The organism is Metaclostridioides mangenotii (assembly GCF_018917235.1).
In the GTDB taxonomy this organism is placed as follows: Bacteria; Bacillota; Clostridia; order Peptostreptococcales; family Peptostreptococcaceae; genus Metaclostridioides.
On the sequence record NZ_JAHLOF010000006.1, the window covers coordinates 83,156 to 102,470 of the forward strand.

The following is a 19,315-nucleotide window of genomic DNA, read 5'->3' on the forward strand; positions in this document are numbered from 1 at the left end:
TACTCTACATATACATTCATGCTTCCAATCTTGTAACCAGACATGTCCAATGTAACATAGTTAAATCCTAATTCTTTAAGTTTTTTATCTACTTTTTCCATAGTATTTCCTACAAAATAGTATTTCCTACAAAAAATTTTTCAATCTCTTTTTTATCTACTTCAACTCTTGCAATATTATCATGCAATTTAACTCTAAACTGTTTAAAATCAAGGTCTATAAGGTAGTTCTCACTTTCCTCTATAGTACGCAACTTTTCGACAGTAATCCTTGTTCCATATGGAACTCTACTTGTTAAATATGCAAAAGCTGGTTTATCGTATGTTTCAAGTTTTAATTTATATGAAAACTCTCTAATTTCAGATTTAGTAAATCCGCATTCTTTTAAAGGACTTCATATAGACAGTTGTAACTGCAATTACATTATATCCTAATGTATCCTTCGCTACTTTTAAAAGGAATTACTGTCAATTTCTCCGGAGTATGCTACTGCAATACTACCTAATTCTGAGACTCAATTTTACTTTTTTCTGTCAAAAGATATACTCCTACAAATTTATAAAACCATTTAATATATTATAAAAATCAATCAATTTTTATAATTATTACTACTACAATTATAACATATCCCTATTTATCTTAATAGTTCTGTTGAAATTTCATTTAATTTTTATTAGTTTCGTAGCAAATGAGTTATAAGGTCCTATATATAGCACCCATCATTTCTCTTATTTTTCATTAAAAGAATTGGGATGCCTATTTGATACAATATAAAAATATCATCTAAAAACAAAATTGAATTTAATCAATTAATTAACTATTTGCCCAATCTGCAGGATAAGTAACATTTATACGTCTTACTATTTTATAACTAACTATAGAATATATTTAAAATACATTCAACATATTGAAAATACTATTTTTAAAACTGCCAACTCTAATAAATCTAACTATAGAATTCTATAGCGCATATTCTAAATTTTGTGTTTTAGGTCGGCAAAATGGTGGCAATATAAATTTAAACTAGGAGACATGCACATTTAAAAAACATTATGTATACACTTTATTACACAAGTGAATAACAAGCATAGCGTTCTTAAACTCGTTTATAAACGTTAAGCGTAATCGATTAGTGGCCTTAGGGGAAATCTATTTATTTAGATCCCTCTATTTTTTTGTGTAAATTTAATTAAGATTCATTATTTATTACATAAAAAACTACCTACAATAAAGTAGGTAGTTTCGCAATAAAACTAGAATAATTCTTCTCTTCATTTTTGATTAAACATAAAGCATGATACTCTTTCAAGTTAATTAATTTTTACAATTATATTATCTATATGCTGCAGGATGTATAACATGATCTTCCGTGGGATTTATATGAGATAATTCAGTGTCAACCAGCAATATTCCTCTTTGAACTGCATAATGCCCAAATCTACATCTTAGATTATCAATAGTCTCATCTATTTTCTCATGTCTTTGCATATCTACAAAACGAATATCAAATGACATTTGTACATAATTAGAATTAGTTAAATTACAAGCACGCACTCCAAGCTTTCTAACAGGAACAAAAGAATAATGATGTGCCTTGAACAATTCGAATGCTTTATCAAATATTCCATTTGTTGTGCAGCAAGGAATTAATAAAAAACCTTGCCTTTCGTATGACATTAAAGAACTATCTCTTATTGTTATTTGTACAGTACTGCAGACAAAACCGTGCTTTCTAAGTCTTTCTAAGTCTTTCTGATACACTTTCTACTAATTTATATAAAACTATTTTAACATCCTCGTAAGTTTCTAGGTGTCTCTTTGTGGTTATTGAATTTACTATGCCTCTCATAGATAGACTTGAACCCAAACTGAAGAATTACTAAGGGGTAAAATTATATGGTAGATTATATTTTTATTAGTTCGTAATCGTAGTATATATTGAACTATTTAAAAGTACATAAGTTAGTTAAATGGATGTTTATTAAATTAAAATATTGTTGAAATTAAAATCAAAAAGTTAATTTACATTTACAAAATACATTTTTCAGCATATCATATGATTATAAGTGAATATGTTAATATGAAAAGGAGTTATTATGGAAATTATACAAATATTAAAAGCTTTAAGCGATGAAACTAGAATAAGAATACTTAATATTTTAAGAGATGGGGCTCTTTGTGTTTGTGAGATAGAGGCAATACTTGAAATTATACAATCTAATGCATCTAGACATTTAAGTAAGCTTACAAATGTTAGCTTGGTTGAATCTTATAAAGACGCAAAATTTATTTACTACAAATTAGATGAAGATACTCTAAATCAATTTAACTTTATAAAAGTTATTTTAGATAAAGAGTTAGATAATGAGCAAAAATTAAAGGAAGACTCTGCTATCTTAAAAGCTTATAAGGCTGCCAATTTAAAATGTGATACAGTTTCTCAGGTAAAAGATATAATTTCGGAAATTAAGGGAAAATCCAGGAGGTAAAACCATGAGAATAGCAGTTATTTCAGATATTCATAGTAACATATATGCCCTAGATGCAGTGTTAACTAACATTGAAACTAAAGATGTAGATATTACAGTATGTACGGGCGATTTAGTAGGTTATGGGACAAGACCAAATGAGGTTATTGAAACTTTAAAGAGAAATAAGATACTTACTATAATGGGAAATTATGATGACGCCATAGGTAACTTAAAAATAGTTTGTGGATGTGATTATCCTGATCCTAAAGATGCTGAAAAAGCGGGACTTTCAATGCATTTTACAGGCCAAGCTACAATCAATGAAAATAAAGAATACTTAAGAAATTTACCAAAAGAATTACGTTTTACCTTTGATAATAAAGCTATAAGGTTTGTGCATGGTAGCACAAGGCTTATAAATGAGTATTTAAAACAAGACTCAAAAGAAGCAGATGAAGTTATGAGTGAGTTAGTTGATGATATATTAGTTTGTGGCCACACTCATATACCATATGCTAAGTATTATGGAGAAAAATTACTTGTTAATGCTGGAAGTGTCGGAAAACCTAAAACAGGCAATCCTAATGCAAACTATGTGATTATAGATATAAAAAATGAAGATGAAATATCTAAAACTCTATCAAGCGTAGAAGTAGAAATTATAGAAGTAAAATATGACTTTGAAAAAATGGCACATGAAATAGAAGCAAATGAAATACTTTCAAATGACTTTGCAAGACTTATAAGAGAAGGTTCAAAATAAAAATATCTAGTGGCAGAGCAAACAGCAAAAATTATATGTAGAGAATTAAATATAAAAACAAAATAAAATTATAGAAATAGACCTAAGAGTGTCTAATTAAGGTGGTGCTTATAATATGAAAGATTTTACTAATGGAGATTTAAAAAATATAGTTAGGAATAGCTATAAGAAAATAGTAACAAATGAACCTGGCTTTAGTTGTTGTGGAGGAGATATATCTAAAAGTATAGGATATTCTAATGACGATATTGAAACTGTACCTAAAGATTCAAACTTAGGTTTAGGGTGTGGAAATCCTCATTTAGTAGCAAATATAAAGGAGGGTGAAACTGTGCTTGATTTAGGTAGTGGAGCTGGATTTGATTGTTTCTTAGCATCTAAAAAAGTTGGAGATAAAGGTTTAGTTATAGGAGTAGATATGACTCCAGAAATGTTAAGCCAAGCAAGAAATAATGCGATTAATGATAATTATAAAAATGTAGATTTTAGACTTGGAGAAATAGAAAATCTTCCTGTAGCAAATAACATAGTTGATATTATAATCTCAAACTGTGTTATAAATCTATCTCCTAACAAACAAAGAGTCTATGATGAGGCTTATCGAGTACTTAAAACTGGTGGTAGATTATCTATATCAGACATAGTACTTATGAAAGATTTAACTCAAGAAATGAAACAAGATGAAAAGCTATATTGTGGCTGAGTCACAGGTGCCTCTTCAGTTGAAGAGTTAGAAATTTACTTAACAAATTCAGAATTTAAAAATATAAAAATAGACATAAAGCCTGTTTCTAAAGAATATGAAGAGAAGTGGGGGCATAATTTAAATGTAGGTGAGTATATCATGTCCGCTTCAGTTACAGCTAATAAATAGAAAGTATCTCCTTCGGGAGATACTTTCTATTTTCTACTACAATATATATATAAGTAACTAATTATCTTCTAAATCTAAGACACTTTCGCTATAAAATTTACATTTGCTATTTAAGCACTCTTTATTTAAGCTATTAAAATTGCATTTTAAGTCTACAGTTTTTTCTAGCTCAACATTTAAATACTCTTTAGTAAAATCTATTGCTGTTTCTATAGCCGTAAAAGAATCTCTTTTACAACATCTGGGTCCTCCAAATTTGCTGATACTTTCAAGTGCCTTTGATGTCATTAAATTACAAAGTCCCCATTCTTCCTTATTCATAGGACCTGATTCCTGTATTAAGCTAGTGTAAATACCACATCCTACACCAGCTCCACATGCTCCGTAAAACCCACAGAATCCCCCTAATACATTTTTAGCTCTTTTTTGGCATTCATTTAGTAAATTATCTAATTTTTCTTTTTCCTTAGTTTTATTTAAAAATGCAGTACTTAATACAGCTGGAACTAAGTAGTGGTGTTCTGGTCCATGCATCTTAATAGCTGGATGCTTCATTAAATCTAATGCCATTTCTAATGGGTTTATACTATTAGTGTTTAAACAATAGTTTGTTATAGCTGTATATGCATCACTACTATGACATGCATCACATACATAGTGTCCATTTTTGCATACTATAGCTGACTCATAAGTCTCTTTACAGAAATAACAAACTCTTTCTTTACTTTCATTTTCGTAAAGTACTTCCTCATTACAAATTAAACAATTAAACTTATTCATTTTTAATTCACCCCTTAATATGTAAAACTATTTTTTATAATCCCAGATATAGTTATATATTTTAATAATTTTTAATATAGCTAAGTTTTAACTTTTTTGCAAATATTTTTTTATTAATTAATAAATCTAAACTAAATTTACATTTCCTTTGATATAAACTACATTGCAAGATTAGCATAGCATCTTGGATCGTAACTAAATATATCTTTTATATCCATACTATCAACCTCCTGGTTTTAGTATGACAATTGGTTAGCAATTAAGCTAGCCTTATCTCCTATTTAATACCTTATTTAAAGTATCCCATCTATCTACACCATTAAATACTGTGTATCTATCTGGTAAGTTCATTTTCCTTAGTGCTTCCTCTGTCCTACAACCAACGATAAATAAATTATCCGCTGTATATGATTTAGAATCTTTTATATCCATAACAACACAGTTCTCTTTACTCCATGCAAATACTTCGGCAATCGTCTTGTCTGCATCATTGCTATATAAAACACAGTCTTTTCTTATATCATTACTACATATTGGATATCCAGGTAATCGATATATACAAATATTATAAAAATCACTATTCTCTACATTCATTCGGTAATTTATCTTCTCTTATTCCTTTTAAAACTGGTTGCCTCAAACTGTCCTTATCATTCAGCATATATTCCACTGTACATACTAAAGTTGGCTCTAGCCAAACAGTATCTTCGTTATTAGATCCACTAGGTACGTACTTAATTTATGGTTCACTAACTTTTTTATATTTATATTGATTAAGTTTTCTAAGACTAACACCTAATGTTACATGTCCTTTATATATCAATTTGTTTTCTTCATTATATTGTGCAATTACTAAACTAGTCATATTATTCTCTTTTAATATATAACCGCATACAACAAAGTCTTCATCGTTCATATACTTAATTTTTATCCAGTCTCTACTCTTTTTACCGAACCAATATATACTGTTTTTGTCCTTTGCAACAATACCCTCTAACTTTTGATTCTCTGCAACCTGGTATAATGCTTTTCCTTTTCCTTCTATATACCTAGATATTGCAAATCTATCCATCTATTTAACAGTCTTCTCTAGTAACTTCTTTCGTTCTATTAATGGTAAATCCGTAACTAATTCATCTTTATAGTAAATAATGTCGTATGCTATAAAAGATACTGGATATTTCTTTGCGGATAGTTGCATTTTAAAAGGACCACTTAATAAAGTTCTTCTTTGCAATTCATAGAAGTTTGGTACACCATTGTTCATTGCAATTAGTTCACCATCTAGTATACATTTTTCATTTACATATTTATGTAGATACTCTAGTTCTGGAAATCTTGGTATCAACTTAAAATCCCTTTTATTTCTCAAATCCGTACTATCTTTATCTAAATATGCAATACATCTAATTCCGTCTAATTTAAGTTCGAATATATAATCAGGAGAATCAAAAGCCTCATTAGTTTCATTAATTAGCATAGGCTTAATACCTTTTTCATCAAATATATCCATGTAATCATCTCTCATGTGTAGTATGATCAATGGTGAGTGATTTTAAGCAATTATTTAATAAGTATCTAAAACTTATTTAAAACATATATCTATAGTAAAACGTTTAGGAGGTTTATTATGTATGAAGGTCTATACCCAGATCCGAATCCTTTTCAGAATACAATAGATATGCTAGTGGAATCTATAATATTAAAAGAAAGACACTTACAATTTTATCAGTGGTTGATTGATCAAATTAAAATAGATGAACTTTCTCCTATACCTACTCTATCTCCAGCTCAGACAAAAGAATTATTAACGATTTTAGAATTTATTAAAGATGAAGAGTTAGTTCACGCAAACATACTGTATAATATGTATTATCGACTTACAGGCACTCACGCACCATTATATGAAGGAATTTTTCAGCCACCTAAAAATCTTATAGAAGGATTGCAAAACATTCTTGCAGAAACTTTAGAATCTGTCCAAAAATATAGAAGCATAATGAATGGATTACAATATCCTTCTGATAGATATTTGATTTCAAATATAATATCTGAAGAACTAAATCACGTTGATTTACTGTCTAAATTACTTTCTACTTAAATAATCTGTTAACTTAGATATAGTAAAATAGGGTAGCAATTTAGCTACCTTTTTACGTTACATTAATTTTCTATTTCCCAACCACACTCAACCACTTTTCCATATGTATCATTAAAGTCATTACCTACAAACTTAGTCACATTATCAAGATGCTTCTCTATTCCTTTTTCTTCGAATATATCCATACTATCACCTCTTATAGATAGTATGGTCAATGTTAAATTGTTTTAAGCATAAAAATTAGAGCTATAAATTAGTTAAATAAGTTAACTTAAATCTTTTTATCACAACTATATTTATAATTTTTTATATTACTATTAATTAATTTGACTGAATTTATTATAGCTTTTAAATTCATCTGCTATTTTGTATTGCGAACTAAATTCAAGTAAATAAATACAATAATATAGATGATGATATTAGGGGGAGGATAGTATGAGTAATGAGTATTCACAAATGAAACCGCTAGAGAGTAAAAATTGCTTTTTAAGACCTGTGAGACTATCTGACGCAAAAGATTTGTATGAATGTTATAGTAAAGACATTGTAGTAAAGTATTTACCAATAAAAAAACATTCCAATATAAAAGATACTGAAAGGTTTATAAAAAAGTATTTTATAAATAATTATAACCAAGGGAGAGTAGGACACTACGCAATAGTTTCTAAAAGAGATAATAAAGTCATAGGAAATCAGGGATTTAACAATATAAAGCCTGGCGATGAGGAAGCTGAAATAGGCATCTGTATAAATCCAAATTATTGGGGAGATGACTATGCTACAGAAATTACTGAGGCTATGATAAACTATGGATTTACACATCTAAATTTAAAACGAATCATAGCTGAAACATATAAAGAAAACTCTAATTCAACTAAATCGCTCAAGAATTTAGGATTTATATATCTAGAAACAGTTACAAAAAAATTTTCTAATACAAATAAAAAGACCAAAAAAAATAAACTATTTAAATCTATTCTTTTAAATACAAAAGATACTGTTTGCTATAGATACATTCTTCATAAGGAGAATTATTATACTGGATACAATAAGTATTTGTTTTAGTGTGGGGGATCGTACAGAATTAGATCGATACTCTTATCCAGAATATCTTTCATAATATATAGACAGTCTCCGTTATGTAATTCGTAATTTTTTAATTTATTCATATTTACCTCCAAGCAGGTTCCCTTAAACTAAACCTAGCCAGTTATTAAGTTTTGGTTGTGGAATATTTTTCCACAAAACAATTATTTCATATTTTTATACTAAAATCAGGCAATAAATCGGCAATAGAAAAGAACCTTATTTCTAGAGTTCTTAAATTTAATTTATTTTGTTTTACACAGCTATTCATATTAAAGCAATAGTACAAGAAGTTTTAAACCAAAATTTAAAAAATATATTGAAATAATGATGTATTTTATATATAATGTATAAGACCTTATAAAATAAGGATTAAATTTGAACTTACAAGGAGGATTATTGAAAATGACAGCATCTATGAGACTACGTTTCCAAACTTTAAACAAGTAATTGAATATTGTTTAAAGGCTCTGTTTGTGAAAACAGGGTAAATGGGATTAGTCCGTCTATTTTTAATAAACTCGTTTATATATTAAAATAAAAAAGACTATCAGGTAGTCTTTTTTTGTTGTTAAAAAACTTTAACTATATGTTTATTTAATGATGGATTTTACAAAAATTTTAAAATAAAAAGATATCTTCTTATTTACCTCAATCACAGGCACCACCTGTGATTTTTTTATATCCTTAAACAAACAGAAGTACTATAACTTTTCATGAAAAATTATGAAAATATGTTATGTATGTGCGATAGAAAATAGTAATTTAAAATTAAAATAAGAAACGAGGAGAATAAATTAATGAATAATAATATAGAAAATAACAACCAATGGAAAAAAGTGTTTTATACAATATCCTTCGGTCAAGCATTCTCAATAATAGGAAGTAGCGTAGTTCAATTCGCAATTATGTGGTACTTAACAGTAAAAACTAATTCAGCTATAGTACTTTCTATATCAGCTATTGTAGGATTACTACCTCAAGCTATACTTGGTCCTTTTATAGGAACAATAGTCGATAAATATAATAGAAAAAATATAATGATGATATCAGATTCAACAGTAGCACTTGCAACATTAATGCTGTCTATAAGTTTTATTAATAATACAGAATCTGTAAATTTAGTTTACTTTGTATTATTTATTAGATCTGTGGGAAGTAGCTTTCACTCGTCTTCTATGCAAGCATCTATACCAATGATAGTACCTTTAGAAAAATTAGGATTATCAGCCAGTGTAAACCAATTTATTCAGTCCGGCGCAAATATATTAGGGCCTGCTATTGGTGCACTCATGATGGGGTATTTAGATATAGAATATATATTATTAATTGATATAGTTGGGGCAATATTAGCAGTAATTACTTTAAAAATTGTAAGCATACCAAATGCAGTTAAAAGCAATGAAGATATTGAAAATAGTGGAGTTTTTAAAGAAATTAAATATGGATATACGCAATTAAAAAATCACAATGGATTATACGCTCTTACTATCATAATGTCTATAAACGCAGTATTATGTATACCTGTGGGCACGTTATTTCCTCTTATAGTAAATAGCCACTTTAATGGTGGATCTAATCAAGCCGGAGCTATAGAGATGGTATTTGCAATAGGAATGCTACTAGGGTCTGTATTGATAGGTATTATAAGTAATAAAATTAAGAAAATAAATTTAGTATTCATAGCACTTTTATTATTTGGATTACCACTTATAATTTCTGGATTTTTACCAAAAAGTCAAATTCTTATATTTGGAGTACTTACATTAATTATGGGATTATGTTCTCCACTTTTCAATTCGGGCTACTTTATATTGCTTCAAACTATAATAGATCCAAGTATATTAGGAAGAGTAATAAGTATAGTGACAAGTATGATGCTAATTGCAACACCAGTTGGACTATTAGTAGCAGGGTTTGTATCTGAAAGAATAGGAATAAATAATTGGTTTTTAATATCAGGAGTATTTACTGTAATACTAGCAGTTATTTGTAAGACTAATAAGAATATTAAAGTAATGAGTCAGTATTAATATTACTTTAAGCTAATTATGGATTAAATGAATTTTAAAAAGAAATTCTTTATAGTTTTGTTGGTATTATAAAGTATAGTATAACCAAATAACATATATAAAGGAAATAGAATAATGTCTATTTCCTTTATATATCTATTAAATCAAACAAGCTAGGATCCTTTTCACTAAAAACATTGCTTCCAAATAATGCTATGGCTAACTGCTTCACTTCTCTTGTATTTTAGCCTTAACCATGTTGTCTATATCTTTCTTGTAGTCTAAAGTAGCTAGGTTTCTTAGGCTTCTTAGAGTAGATATCAATACTTACTTTGATTAATCCCTCAAAATAATGTCTTTTTAAATATAGATACTTTATTGACTGTTCAAAATATTTTGTTTTAACTGTAGTCCTAGCATGTCCATTATCATATCTTGGTCTATCCTTGCTGACACACTCTACTGGTATTGTAAATTCAACTTTCAATACTTACCTCCCATTCATTCTTTATCTACTAAATCTGAGTAAGCAAAACTAATTTCATCAAATATTTTATCTGCATATTTTTCTACTAAATCTAATACCTCGAAAGAAAATTTATTATTTGATTTTAATTGTCTTGCTTGTTCTATTTCCTTTTTATGTTTACTCTTGATACTATCTATCTCAGACATTAATTCTTTTACTAAAGATGGTTTGTAATCCATATTACTTAGCCTCCAAATTTTCAATAGTATAACCGCAATTTTTTATACCATCTATAAACACGTCCATATCATCGTTAGAGCCTTAATATGTTCCATCAAGACTATAATGAGTTTCTGTGCTTTAATCCAGACCAAAACTTTGCATAAGACAATCTGTATAGTAAAATTCGTTATCTGAAATATATTCTGCCTCATTTCCGCATTCACATTCAATGAACTTCACATTCACGTTCTTTTGATTTTAATTTTTTAATGCATTCATCTCATCTATAGCACTATGCCAATAATAGTTATTGCAACTTTTGTCCATATTACTTACATCCCACATCAGCATCAGTAATTTATTCAGTCCTAATCTATTTCGAAAATACTCATAATCTCTCTTAAATTTTTTATTTTCCGAAACCAAATTATTATATTTTTATAAAATCTTTCAATTCTCCTTGATTCAAGATAACGGCCAAGTAAGAATACACAAATTAACGTCTATTTTTCTTTGGTCTATAACTTGATATCTAGTTGGTTTTTTCTCCTTGGCTTCCTGTTCATTTCTTACACCTAGCTCATAGGTTTTTAGTTGTTCATATGTAGTTATATTTTTATCTCGCTACTTGTTGTGAATTCCATTTAAATAAGCGTGAGTCATATTTACATTTTCTGCACTATTTTATAGTAATATATATTTATTAAATAAATTAAAATCTTGGAGGATTATTCAAAATGAACTATAAAGAAAATGTATTTGCTAAAAGGCTAAGAGAAGTTCGAGAAGATTTAAATCTGATGCAAAAGGAAATGGCTAAAAGATTGGATATGCCAATTACTACATATAACGGTTATGAAACAGGAAAAAGAAGTCAACTTCTGTCTCTCTCTCTTCGTTTATTTTATATTTTACTAATGAATAAAAATCTGGATACTTTTCAAAAATTTCGCTAAGTTTAACATAAAGAGATCGTTTATTTTGTCGACATTTGTATCTATAATCTTGTATTATTATGTAGAGCTATATGGTAAGAAGTTCAAACCATAACAAAAGAACAATTTAACCAATTGTTAGAAGCCTTTCCTAAAGGAGACTTATATCACATCTTATTGCAAATTGGATATTACACAGGAATGAGATGTGGTGAAGTATGTGCATTAACATGGGATGATATTGACTTTAAGAAAAAAACTATAAATATTAAAAAAACAATGGTTCTTGATGAGGCGACGAGAAAACATAAAATTGATACGCCAAAAACACAATCATCTTATAGAGTGATTACTATAGGAGACACTTTAACTAAAATTCTGAAAGAACATAAAATATATCAAAAGGAAATGAAGTTGAAATTAGGTGAATTTTACCATGATAAAGATTATCCTATAGCAAACATAGTATGCACAAGTAAAAATGGCAATTTTACAAGAAATACAACAATTTCTAGTAAGCTAGGTATTACAGTTAAAAACAAGCTGGGTTTTGAGTTTAATTTTCACATGTTGCGTCATACACATGAAGTATGTTAATACAAAACGGAGTTACGCCTAAAGATGTTCAGAAAAGATTAGGACATGCAAACATTAATATAACATTAAATACCTATACACATACTACAGAAGAATCACAAAGAAAAGTTGCTGATTTATTTGATAAATTATAATTTGCCACCAAAATTACTCAACGGTGGCAATATGGTGGCAAATTATAAATTTCTATTTTATTCTAATATTTTACGCATTTGCATTAAATGCTAAAACCATTGATTTTTAAATATTTCTAAAGCACCACACAATTAATCAATTAACTATTTGCCCAATCTGCAGGATAAGTAACATATATAAATCTAGCATAGTCTTTTACAGAAAATTGTATTTTACTACCTTTAGGTATTAATATAAGTTCTCCTGCACTTGCAGATACTTTTCGTCCGTCTATTAATATATCTAATGTACCTTCAATTATATAATCTATTTCGTCGTAGTCAAGTGTCCACTCAAAAGTTGTCTCTTTCATTTCCATTACACCACAACCAAGTCTTGGACTCTCTTCTAATGTAAATAAATCTTTTGTGTACACAACATCATTTGAATTCCCAGTATCTAATCTATTGCTTTCATCAACTTTAACAGTGGGTAGCTTTATAGATGTTATACCACTTTGATCTGTATTTCTGATAAAATCAACTCCATCTTTTGATGACGTTAACTTTTCTTCTAATATTTCTCTTACTAACTTCTCTAATACGCTTTTATCTATATTATTTATATCCATTTATGCATTCTCCTTTTTAAGCATCTTACTAGCTATTACCATAGCAAGTGCTACAGCAGTAATTCCACCAACTAATTTAGCAATTATCATAGGAGTTATCATTTCTTGATTAAAACCTGCTGTAAATCCTAAGTGATCACCAAAAACAAATGCAGCCGATACTGCAAATGCAACGTTAATAATCTTACCTCTGTCATCCATATCCTTCATCATTCCAAGCATTGGTATGCAGTTAGCCAAACTTGCAACTAGACCCGCTGCTGCTATATCGTTAATTCCTAATACTTTTCCAAGTGCCATAAGAGGTTTATTAAATACTTTAGTGATTACAAATACTAGTGGGAATGCTCCTGCTAGTACAATTGCTATGTCACCAACTATTTCTATTCCATCTTTTATTGGATTCATACCTTTAATAACAACGATTCCAGTAAGCGCCTCAACAATTGCTGCTGCTAATCCTAATGTTATAACTATTACAACACCTTTACCAAAATAAGTAAATCCTTTTATCATTGCACTCTCAAATTTAATTAGTCCAAGTGCTATTATTGCTGCAAATAATATTATAGGTACAAGGTTTTTAATAACCATCATAACAGGGAATCCTGCTACTATTCCACCTACAAACGCACCTACAGGTATTGTAATAATTCCGGCAAGTATTCCTGTAGCTAAAAATCTTTGGTCTTCTTTTTCGATTATTCCTAGAGCAACAGGTATAATAAAAACTATTGTAGCCCCCATAGTCGCACCTATTATAAGTCCCCCAAACAAACCTGCTTGTGGATCTTTAGCAAGCTCCATTGCTAGTGGAGCTCCGCCCATATCGTTAGCCAGTAAACTTCCCGCAAACATTGCTGGATCTGCACCTAGCATATCAAATACAGGAACAACTACTGGTCTAAGTACATTCGCTAAAACTGGTGCTAGACAAATTACTCCTACCATTGCAACAGCTAGAGAACCCATAGCCATAATACCTTCTTCAAACTGCTCACCTAAACCAAATTTATTTCCTATGCACTTGTCAATTGCCCCCAGTGCCATAAATATTACCATTACATAAATTATGATTTCATTTATGCTCATAATTTTCCTCCGTTTAAGTTAAGATTTTTATTCGTCATCTACCTCTAATTCGTCTATTATTCCTACTATAGACGCATCAACAGGTATCGATTTTTTTTCTAGAGATTCTCTGGCTGCACTTCCTTTAGTGATCAAAACTAAATCACCGTTTCCTGCACCTGCATTGTCCGCTGCGACTAAAAATCCATCTTTATATTCACTTTTACTTTTCAATAGTTTAACAACTAAAAGTTTTTGTCCACTTAATTTTTCGTCTTTTCTAGTCGCCCAAACATTTCCTACAACTTTTCCTATCTCCATATTATACTCCTACTCCTTAAACTCTTATCAAATTCAAGTGATGTATTCTGATAAAATCACTTGCAAGTGGAGTTATTATAGTTTTTTTATTAACTATTACTTCTTTTAATTCAACAGTTTTGATTTTTCTTAAATCACTTTCAGAAATTAATCTCTTTTTACTAAAGTCTAGTGATCTATCTTCTGAGTTTTTATTATCAATGTATCTTTCAATATTATTATGGGTATATTTTGGATTTTCATGATTATTTTCATTGCTATTGTTTTCATTACGTCTAGAATCTTTATTTAAAGTTATACAAGTCACATCTTTTACTAAGTTGATACCATATTTACATATTTCACGCTCATATTCTACATATTTATTATATAGAGCTTTTGGCGCTGTCTTTTTATATCTTCTATATTCTAAATTATTTTCAAGAATAAATACTTTCTTACCCTTCATGAGCATTTTAAGAATAAATCTCTCTTCTTGAGAAGTACTGTTTCCTGTAGCCAAGTTACACAAACCTCGCATACAAAGCCTAGATATAACTACTAAATCACAATTTTTTGTGTTGTCAGAGAATTCTTCTACTTCAAACTCATCTCTTAATATATTCATTTCATCATCGCTATTTGGCCATAGTACTACTGCTTTAGGTTTATTGTAAATTTCTAAGTCGTTTATTTTGTTGTATAATTCTTCTACTATACTATTTACAAGAAAATCGTAATTCATTTTTTTCCCCTCCTAAAGGCTACTTTACTATTTTAGCGAATGTTCCCTTTTGAAATCCACATGCATTAGCTTCATCATAATCGATGTGCATATAAGTTTTGTAATTTGCATTAACTCTTACAACTACACCTTCAAATACAAGAGGTCTATTTCCAAAAACTTTTACATTAACTTCTTCATTATCATGTACAACAAATTTTTCTGCATCTTGTGGTGTCATGTGTATATGTCTTTTAGCGACTATTAAACCTTCATTTACATTTACTTCTTTATCATCTACAGATATTTTTAATCCAGGAGTTCCCTCTAGGTCTCCACTTTGTTTAACTGGAGCTTTCAGACCTAATGAAGCCAAATCTGTAAGAGAAACTTCTACTTGTGTATTTGATCTACATGGTCCTAACACTATTACGTTTTTTAAACTTCCTTTAGGGCCTGTTATCATAACTCTCTCTTTACAAGCGTATTGTCCTGGCTGAGATAAGTCTTTAGCTTTAGTAAGCTCATAACCTTTTCCAAATAAGGCCTCCATATCTGCTTTACTTAAATGCACATGTCTTCCAGAGGCTTCTACTTCAATAAACGCTTCTTTTTTAACTCTATTTATTACTTCTTCAACAATTTCGTTTAATAAATTTTCCATATAACCACCTTACTTGTATTCACCTGTTCTGACTTTATATATCAAAATCCAACACAGAGAAGACAATCTATTTAAACCTCTCATCAAATCTTCCCTATGCATCCGACCGTATTCTCCCTTAAAAGCTTCATACGCTGTTAATTCAACTTCTCTAACTTCAGTTCTTATACTGTTTAATGACACTACTACTTCACCCATTTTGTAACTTATATATTCATGGTCTATGCCAAAGTATTTTTTTGGATAGTGAGATTTCTCTCTAAGTTCTTGAGGGGTTAATCCAAGTAGTGTAAATTCTTCTAATGGTTCATCCAATACTTCACATCTTAGAATAGTTCTTATAAAAGATAGCACTTCATCTAGATCCTTAGCCAATTTCTCCATATTGTTTTTTACACATATAAGCTGAGATTCGAGTATTTTAGTTTCAAGAGAGTCTATCTTACCCCTCAGAACAATTCTCTTATGATCCTTAAACACAAGCAAGTTACCATTAAGTTGAGTCATATGTTCAGGCTTTTCTTCCATATGTCCTCCATATACTGTAGTATACTTATACTTTTTTAAGGATTCATTAGTTTTATTTATATCATTTTTTAAATTCTTATCAGAATTATTTTCTATACTATCATTTAAATCCTCTTTGCTATCCATATACTTAATATCAATATTTTTTTCAGATAAATATGATTTTGCAGATGGAGTCACAATCTGATTTTTTTCTATATAGAAAGTTTTCATTTCTTTATTTTTAATAAAATGCTTTCTTATTTCCGCTTCTGTTATAACTCCCATATATCTCATCTCCTATCAGATGGATAAAATGTGCTACTAAAATAAGTAGCACATTTTTGTTAGATTTCAAACTTAATCCAGTATTATTCAGTTACCTTTGGTAGTATAGCATCTACTTCAAAGTGTGGTCTTGGTATAACGTGTACTGATACAAGATCTCCAACTCTTTCAGCTGCAGCTGCTCCTGCATCTGTAGCAGCTTTAACTGCCCCAACATCTCCTCTAACCATTACAGTTACTAATCCACCACCAACTTGCTCTTTACCTACTAATTGAACATTTGCTGCTTTAACCATTGCATCTGCAGCCTCTATAGCTCCTACTAATCCTTTAGTTTCTATCATTCCTAATGCGTTTGCGTTTGCCATATCTATTACCTCCAAAATTTTATATTATTTATTTTAATATTTAATTATTACTAACAGTTTTAGTTTGGTTTTTGTTTTAGTTAATTTTTCTTATACTAATTTTTTTACTATTTTTTCAACAAGCATATCGATTAATTCTTCTTTGCCAACTGTGTCTAGTACATTACTATCTACGTTAGTTTGATTTCCTCTGATTTCATCAAGTTCTTTTATACCATAGCCAACTCTTTTTATATTTATTAAGTCAAGTGGACCGATATTATTAGATGTTGAACTTCCACCTATTGCACCACAACCAAGAGTAAGAGCTGGAACAAGATTTGTTGATCCTCCAATTCCTCCAAGCGCTGATGGAGTGTTTACCATTATTCTTGATACTGGCATGTTTAAAGCGAATTTTTTTACTAAATCCTCATCATTTGCGTGCATTGAGAAAGTATGACCTGCACCTTCATTTAATAAGACTTCTCTGCATCTCTCAGATACTTTTTCTATATTTTCTTCAACGTAGAACGCTAGAATTGGTGCTAGCTTCTCTCTTGAATAAGCAACATCAGCACCTACTCTAGTTTCTCTTGCTACTAATACTTTAGCACTCTTTGGTACATCTTTAAGATCTGCAAGTTCACTTATTTGTGCTACACTTTTTCCAACTATTTTAGGGTTCATAGTTCCATTGGCTCTCAGTATGAATTTAGATAACTTTTTACTTTCTTCATCTGTAAGTAAATGAGCTCCCTGTGCCTTTAGTTCTTTTACCACTGATTCCTCCATAGATTTTTCTACAACAATCGACTGCTCAGATGCACAAATTACACCGTTGTCAAATGTTTTAGAATCAATGATTCTTTTTATAGCTAATTTTACATCTGCACTTTTATCTATAAAAGCTGGCCCATTTCCAGGTCCTACCCCTATCGCTGGTGTTCCTGATGAGTAAGCTGCCTTAACCATTGCTTCTCCGCCAGTAGCTAGTATCATCGCTGTATCTTTATGCTTCATAAGTTCACTAGTTGCCTGCATAGTTGGAGTTGTAATACACAGTACTGCATCTTCAGGGCAACCAGCTTTTGTTGCAGCTTCATTTATTATTTTTACAGTTTCGATAATACAATTCTTAGCATTTGGGTGTGGTGAAAATACTATAGTATTTCCTGATTTTAAAGATATAAGGGTTTTATATATCACTGTTGAAGTTGGATTAGTAGATGGTATCAATCCAGCTACAACTCCCATTGGAGTAGCTATATCTATTGTCTTTTCTTTTGAATTCTCACTAATTATCCCAACAGTTTTTTTATCTTTTATATACTCATAAACACCTTGTGAAGCAAAAGTATTTTTTACTATTTTATCTTCCCATTTTCCAAAGCCAGTTTCCTCATTAGCCATCTTAGCTAATCTTGATGCATTTTTACTAGTTGCATCTGCAATTGCTTTTACTATTTTATTTATTTGATCTTGATCGAATTTTGCTAATTTTGCTTGTGCAATCTTTGATCTTTTTACAAGAGTTCTAACCTCTTGTATAGATATTAAGTCTCTATCTGCAAGTTCCATATCTAATTATCCTTTCTATTTAACTTATCAAAATACTTTATAAGCTCCTCTTTCTTCATTCTCTTTAACGCATTTGCACTTACTGAAGCATCAAGTGTTTTGATTTTAGTTCTTAATTCTTTAACACTGTATTTAGATAAATCTGAAATTCCTATTTTTAGTGTTTTTGAATTAAGAGTTTCGTTGGTATTTATTATTTCAGCCTTTGATTCTGTTTCGTCTATTTTTATTGATTCATTAATATAATTAGACTCATCAGATTCAGATATGTTTGTATTCAAATTCAATTTAAGTTCTGCTTTTGTATCTGTTTCTACTTGTTTTTCTGCTGTTGTATCTGTTTTTGTTTTTATATCTACTTCCAGATTACGATTAAAAACAACGTCAGAGTTTGCAGTTTGACTTTCATTAATCATTGAATCTGAAGTATCATTTGATATTACATGGTCAGTTATATTTGATTCTTTCTTTTCTATTTTACTGTCCACATCATAATTTTCATTTTTTATCTGTTTATATAAAAACTCCTCAACATCTGAATTTAATCTCGGTATAACATGAGCAGATCTCAGAGTTCCTATTTTCTCTACAGCTACTTTCGCTGCATCTACTGCTGCTTTTACTGCTCCTACGTCTCCAACTATACTCACAGTTACTATTCCTGCGCCAACTCTATCAATTCTAGATAGGTTTACATTTGCAACTTTTAAGCACGTATCACTCGCTTCAACAGCTGAAATAAAACCTATAACTTCTATTAATCCTAAAGATTTCATTT

Annotated in this window: 27 protein-coding genes and 1 pseudogene; 9 read left to right on the forward strand and 19 right to left on the reverse strand. The window is 29.6% G+C overall.

Annotated features, from left to right (window positions below):
• Nucleotides 1–109: 109 nt before the first annotated feature.
• From KQI18_RS14200 to KQI18_RS14570, 3 genes are all read right to left on the reverse strand, one after another.
• A complete protein-coding gene (locus KQI18_RS14200; RefSeq protein WP_236887730.1) occupies nucleotides 110–253 on the reverse strand; it encodes a hypothetical protein in 144 nt (47 codons plus the stop codon).
• A 1,079-nt stretch (nucleotides 254–1,332) separates the two neighbouring features.
• Entirely contained in the window at nucleotides 1,333–1,761 is a 429-nt protein-coding gene (locus KQI18_RS10000) for a hypothetical protein (protein ID WP_216467686.1), read from the reverse strand.
• Nucleotides 1,733–1,849 (reverse strand): hypothetical protein, encoded by a 117-nt coding sequence (locus tag KQI18_RS14570; RefSeq protein WP_420372069.1) that lies wholly within the window; start codon nucleotides 1,847–1,849, stop codon nucleotides 1,733–1,735. The genes KQI18_RS10000 and KQI18_RS14570 overlap by 29 nt, the downstream gene beginning before the upstream one ends.
• Before the next feature lie 247 nt (nucleotides 1,850–2,096).
• On the opposite strand from KQI18_RS14570, the gene KQI18_RS10005 reads away from it, so the two are divergent.
• The 3 genes from KQI18_RS10005 (at nucleotide 2,097) to arsM (ending at nucleotide 4,108) form a co-directional block, all read left to right on the forward strand.
• Nucleotides 2,097–2,489, forward strand: a complete 393-nt coding sequence (locus KQI18_RS10005; protein WP_216467687.1) for an ArsR/SmtB family transcription factor — start codon at nucleotides 2,097–2,099, stop codon at nucleotides 2,487–2,489.
• Between the two features lie 4 nt (nucleotides 2,490–2,493).
• On the forward strand, nucleotides 2,494–3,234 hold the full coding sequence (locus tag KQI18_RS10010; RefSeq protein WP_216467689.1) for a metallophosphoesterase family protein: 741 nt from the start codon (nucleotides 2,494–2,496) through the stop codon (nucleotides 3,232–3,234).
• Between the two features lie 115 nt (nucleotides 3,235–3,349).
• On the forward strand, nucleotides 3,350–4,108 hold the full coding sequence (gene arsM / locus KQI18_RS10015; RefSeq protein ID WP_216467691.1) for an arsenite methyltransferase: 759 nt from the start codon (nucleotides 3,350–3,352) through the stop codon (nucleotides 4,106–4,108).
• A 57-nt stretch (nucleotides 4,109–4,165) separates the two neighbouring features.
• Here arsM and KQI18_RS10020 read toward each other — a convergent pair whose 3' ends face one another.
• The 4 genes and pseudogenes from KQI18_RS10020 to KQI18_RS10030 all read right to left on the reverse strand — a co-directional run bounded on the left by KQI18_RS10020 (nucleotide 4,166) and on the right by KQI18_RS10030 (nucleotide 6,416).
• Nucleotides 4,166–4,888, reverse strand: a complete 723-nt coding sequence (locus KQI18_RS10020) for a DUF5714 domain-containing protein (RefSeq protein WP_216467693.1) — start codon at nucleotides 4,886–4,888, stop codon at nucleotides 4,166–4,168.
• A gap of 270 nt (nucleotides 4,889–5,158) precedes the next feature.
• The gene (locus tag KQI18_RS10025; RefSeq protein WP_216467694.1) at nucleotides 5,159–5,482 is read right to left on the reverse strand and encodes a hypothetical protein; all 324 of its coding nucleotides are present in this window, start codon (nucleotides 5,480–5,482) and stop codon (nucleotides 5,159–5,161) included.
• On the reverse strand, nucleotides 5,466–5,627 hold the full coding sequence (locus tag KQI18_RS14575; protein WP_420372071.1) for a hypothetical protein: 162 nt from the start codon (nucleotides 5,625–5,627) through the stop codon (nucleotides 5,466–5,468). Before KQI18_RS14575 ends, KQI18_RS10025 begins: the two co-directional genes overlap by 17 nt.
• A pseudogene (locus KQI18_RS10030) lies at nucleotides 5,628–6,416 on the reverse strand (RNA ligase family protein).
• Between the two features lie 102 nt (nucleotides 6,417–6,518).
• Here KQI18_RS10030 and KQI18_RS10035 point away from each other — a divergent pair.
• Entirely contained in the window at nucleotides 6,519–6,989 is a 471-nt protein-coding gene (locus tag KQI18_RS10035) for a ferritin-like domain-containing protein (protein WP_216467695.1), read from the forward strand.
• 62 nt (nucleotides 6,990–7,051) lie between these two features.
• Here KQI18_RS10035 and KQI18_RS14335 read toward each other — a convergent pair whose 3' ends face one another.
• Complete coding sequence (locus tag KQI18_RS14335) at nucleotides 7,052–7,174, reverse strand: hypothetical protein (RefSeq protein WP_272876226.1); 123 nt, start codon at nucleotides 7,172–7,174, stop codon at nucleotides 7,052–7,054.
• Nucleotides 7,175–7,424: 250 nt separating this feature from the next.
• Between KQI18_RS14335 and KQI18_RS10040 the strand changes: the two genes are divergently transcribed.
• Together KQI18_RS10040 and KQI18_RS10045 are read left to right on the forward strand one after the other, a co-directional pair.
• The gene (locus KQI18_RS10040; protein WP_216467696.1) at nucleotides 7,425–8,054 is read left to right on the forward strand and encodes a GNAT family N-acetyltransferase; all 630 of its coding nucleotides are present in this window, start codon (nucleotides 7,425–7,427) and stop codon (nucleotides 8,052–8,054) included.
• 821 nt (nucleotides 8,055–8,875) lie between these two features.
• The gene (locus tag KQI18_RS10045) at nucleotides 8,876–10,108 is read left to right on the forward strand and encodes an MFS transporter (RefSeq protein WP_216467697.1); all 1,233 of its coding nucleotides are present in this window, start codon (nucleotides 8,876–8,878) and stop codon (nucleotides 10,106–10,108) included.
• A 229-nt stretch (nucleotides 10,109–10,337) separates the two neighbouring features.
• On the opposite strand, the gene KQI18_RS10050 is transcribed toward KQI18_RS10045, so the two are convergent.
• Both KQI18_RS10050 and KQI18_RS10055 read right to left on the reverse strand, forming a co-directional pair.
• A complete protein-coding gene (locus KQI18_RS10050; protein WP_216467698.1) occupies nucleotides 10,338–10,574 on the reverse strand; it encodes a hypothetical protein in 237 nt (78 codons plus the stop codon).
• 14 nt (nucleotides 10,575–10,588) lie between these two features.
• On the reverse strand, nucleotides 10,589–10,795 hold the full coding sequence (locus KQI18_RS10055) for a hypothetical protein (RefSeq protein ID WP_216467699.1): 207 nt from the start codon (nucleotides 10,793–10,795) through the stop codon (nucleotides 10,589–10,591).
• Nucleotides 10,796–11,515: 720 nt separating this feature from the next.
• On the opposite strand from KQI18_RS10055, the gene KQI18_RS10060 reads away from it, so the two are divergent.
• From KQI18_RS10060 to KQI18_RS14340, 3 genes are all read left to right on the forward strand, one after another.
• Nucleotides 11,516–11,734, forward strand: a complete 219-nt coding sequence (locus KQI18_RS10060; protein WP_216467701.1) for a helix-turn-helix domain-containing protein — start codon at nucleotides 11,516–11,518, stop codon at nucleotides 11,732–11,734.
• Nucleotides 11,735–11,824: 90 nt separating this feature from the next.
• Nucleotides 11,825–12,310: a site-specific integrase gene (locus KQI18_RS10065; protein ID WP_330654401.1), complete on the forward strand. Its 486-nt coding sequence runs from the start codon at nucleotides 11,825–11,827 to the stop codon at nucleotides 12,308–12,310.
• On the forward strand, nucleotides 12,304–12,444 hold the full coding sequence (locus KQI18_RS14340) for a tyrosine-type recombinase/integrase (RefSeq protein ID WP_216467703.1): 141 nt from the start codon (nucleotides 12,304–12,306) through the stop codon (nucleotides 12,442–12,444). The genes KQI18_RS10065 and KQI18_RS14340 overlap by 7 nt, the downstream gene beginning before the upstream one ends.
• A 140-nt stretch (nucleotides 12,445–12,584) precedes the next feature.
• Here the strand turns inward: KQI18_RS14340 and KQI18_RS10075 are convergent, their stop codons facing one another.
• The 9 genes from KQI18_RS10075 to KQI18_RS14345 all read right to left on the reverse strand — a co-directional run bounded on the left by KQI18_RS10075 (nucleotide 12,585) and on the right by KQI18_RS14345 (nucleotide 19,313).
• Nucleotides 12,585–13,055, reverse strand: a complete 471-nt coding sequence (locus KQI18_RS10075; protein WP_216467704.1) for a cupin domain-containing protein — start codon at nucleotides 13,053–13,055, stop codon at nucleotides 12,585–12,587.
• On the reverse strand, nucleotides 13,056–14,147 hold the full coding sequence (gene eutH, locus KQI18_RS10080) for an ethanolamine utilization protein EutH (protein ID WP_216467705.1): 1,092 nt from the start codon (nucleotides 14,145–14,147) through the stop codon (nucleotides 13,056–13,058).
• A 27-nt stretch (nucleotides 14,148–14,174) separates the two neighbouring features.
• Nucleotides 14,175–14,447 (reverse strand): EutN/CcmL family microcompartment protein, encoded by a 273-nt coding sequence (locus tag KQI18_RS10085; RefSeq protein ID WP_216467706.1) that lies wholly within the window; start codon nucleotides 14,445–14,447, stop codon nucleotides 14,175–14,177.
• Between the two features lie 16 nt (nucleotides 14,448–14,463).
• A complete protein-coding gene (locus KQI18_RS10090; RefSeq protein WP_216467708.1) occupies nucleotides 14,464–15,171 on the reverse strand; it encodes an ethanolamine utilization protein in 708 nt (235 codons plus the stop codon).
• Between the two features lie 19 nt (nucleotides 15,172–15,190).
• A complete protein-coding gene (eutD, locus tag KQI18_RS10095; RefSeq protein ID WP_216467709.1) occupies nucleotides 15,191–15,814 on the reverse strand; it encodes an ethanolamine utilization phosphate acetyltransferase EutD in 624 nt (207 codons plus the stop codon).
• Between the two features lie 9 nt (nucleotides 15,815–15,823).
• Nucleotides 15,824–16,609, reverse strand: a complete 786-nt coding sequence (locus KQI18_RS10100) for a cobalamin adenosyltransferase (RefSeq protein WP_216467710.1) — start codon at nucleotides 16,607–16,609, stop codon at nucleotides 15,824–15,826.
• A gap of 83 nt (nucleotides 16,610–16,692) precedes the next feature.
• A complete protein-coding gene (locus KQI18_RS10105; RefSeq protein ID WP_024621466.1) occupies nucleotides 16,693–16,977 on the reverse strand; it encodes a BMC domain-containing protein in 285 nt (94 codons plus the stop codon).
• Between the two features lie 90 nt (nucleotides 16,978–17,067).
• Nucleotides 17,068–18,537, reverse strand: a complete 1,470-nt coding sequence (locus KQI18_RS10110; protein WP_216467711.1) for an acetaldehyde dehydrogenase (acetylating) — start codon at nucleotides 18,535–18,537, stop codon at nucleotides 17,068–17,070.
• Between the two features lie 2 nt (nucleotides 18,538–18,539).
• Nucleotides 18,540–19,313, reverse strand: coding sequence for a BMC domain-containing protein (locus KQI18_RS14345; protein ID WP_216467712.1), 774 nt, complete (start codon nucleotides 19,311–19,313; stop codon nucleotides 18,540–18,542).
• Nucleotides 19,314–19,315 lie beyond the last annotated feature (2 nt).

What these genes read in the sequence shown, in the direction of transcription:
- KQI18_RS14570 (WP_420372069.1), bottom strand. Translation starts at nt 1,849, where the DNA reads ATGAGAGGCATAGTAAATTCAATAACCACAAAGAGACACCTAGAAACT.
- KQI18_RS10005 (WP_216467687.1), top strand. Translation starts at nt 2,097, where the DNA reads ATGGAAATTATACAAATATTAAAAGCTTTAAGCGATGAAACTAGAATA.
- KQI18_RS10010 (WP_216467689.1), top strand. Translation starts at nt 2,494, where the DNA reads ATGAGAATAGCAGTTATTTCAGATATTCATAGTAACATATATGCCCTA.
- KQI18_RS10020 (WP_216467693.1), bottom strand. Translation starts at nt 4,888, where the DNA reads ATGAATAAGTTTAATTGTTTAATTTGTAATGAGGAAGTACTTTACGAA.
- KQI18_RS10025 (WP_216467694.1), bottom strand. Translation starts at nt 5,482, where the DNA reads ATGAATGTAGAGAATAGTGATTTTTATAATATTTGTATATATCGATTA.
- KQI18_RS10035 (WP_216467695.1), top strand. Translation starts at nt 6,519, where the DNA reads ATGTATGAAGGTCTATACCCAGATCCGAATCCTTTTCAGAATACAATA.
- KQI18_RS14335 (WP_272876226.1), bottom strand. Translation starts at nt 7,174, where the DNA reads ATGGATATATTCGAAGAAAAAGGAATAGAGAAGCATCTTGATAATGTG.
- KQI18_RS10040 (WP_216467696.1), top strand. Translation starts at nt 7,425, where the DNA reads ATGAGTAATGAGTATTCACAAATGAAACCGCTAGAGAGTAAAAATTGC.
- KQI18_RS10045 (WP_216467697.1), top strand. Translation starts at nt 8,876, where the DNA reads ATGAATAATAATATAGAAAATAACAACCAATGGAAAAAAGTGTTTTAT.
- KQI18_RS10055 (WP_216467699.1), bottom strand. Translation starts at nt 10,795, where the DNA reads ATGGATTACAAACCATCTTTAGTAAAAGAATTAATGTCTGAGATAGAT.
- KQI18_RS10060 (WP_216467701.1), top strand. Translation starts at nt 11,516, where the DNA reads ATGAACTATAAAGAAAATGTATTTGCTAAAAGGCTAAGAGAAGTTCGA.
- KQI18_RS14340 (WP_216467703.1), top strand. Translation starts at nt 12,304, where the DNA reads ATGTTAATACAAAACGGAGTTACGCCTAAAGATGTTCAGAAAAGATTA.
- KQI18_RS10075 (WP_216467704.1), bottom strand. Translation starts at nt 13,055, where the DNA reads ATGGATATAAATAATATAGATAAAAGCGTATTAGAGAAGTTAGTAAGA.
- eutH (WP_216467705.1), bottom strand. Translation starts at nt 14,147, where the DNA reads ATGAGCATAAATGAAATCATAATTTATGTAATGGTAATATTTATGGCA.
- KQI18_RS10085 (WP_216467706.1), bottom strand. Translation starts at nt 14,447, where the DNA reads ATGGAGATAGGAAAAGTTGTAGGAAATGTTTGGGCGACTAGAAAAGAC.
- KQI18_RS10090 (WP_216467708.1), bottom strand. Translation starts at nt 15,171, where the DNA reads ATGAATTACGATTTTCTTGTAAATAGTATAGTAGAAGAATTATACAAC.
- eutD (WP_216467709.1), bottom strand. Translation starts at nt 15,814, where the DNA reads ATGGAAAATTTATTAAACGAAATTGTTGAAGAAGTAATAAATAGAGTT.
- KQI18_RS10100 (WP_216467710.1), bottom strand. Translation starts at nt 16,609, where the DNA reads ATGGGAGTTATAACAGAAGCGGAAATAAGAAAGCATTTTATTAAAAAT.
- KQI18_RS10105 (WP_024621466.1), bottom strand. Translation starts at nt 16,977, where the DNA reads ATGGCAAACGCAAACGCATTAGGAATGATAGAAACTAAAGGATTAGTA.
- KQI18_RS10110 (WP_216467711.1), bottom strand. Translation starts at nt 18,537, where the DNA reads ATGGAACTTGCAGATAGAGACTTAATATCTATACAAGAGGTTAGAACT.
- KQI18_RS14345 (WP_216467712.1), bottom strand. Translation starts at nt 19,313, where the DNA reads ATGAAATCTTTAGGATTAATAGAAGTTATAGGTTTTATTTCAGCTGTT.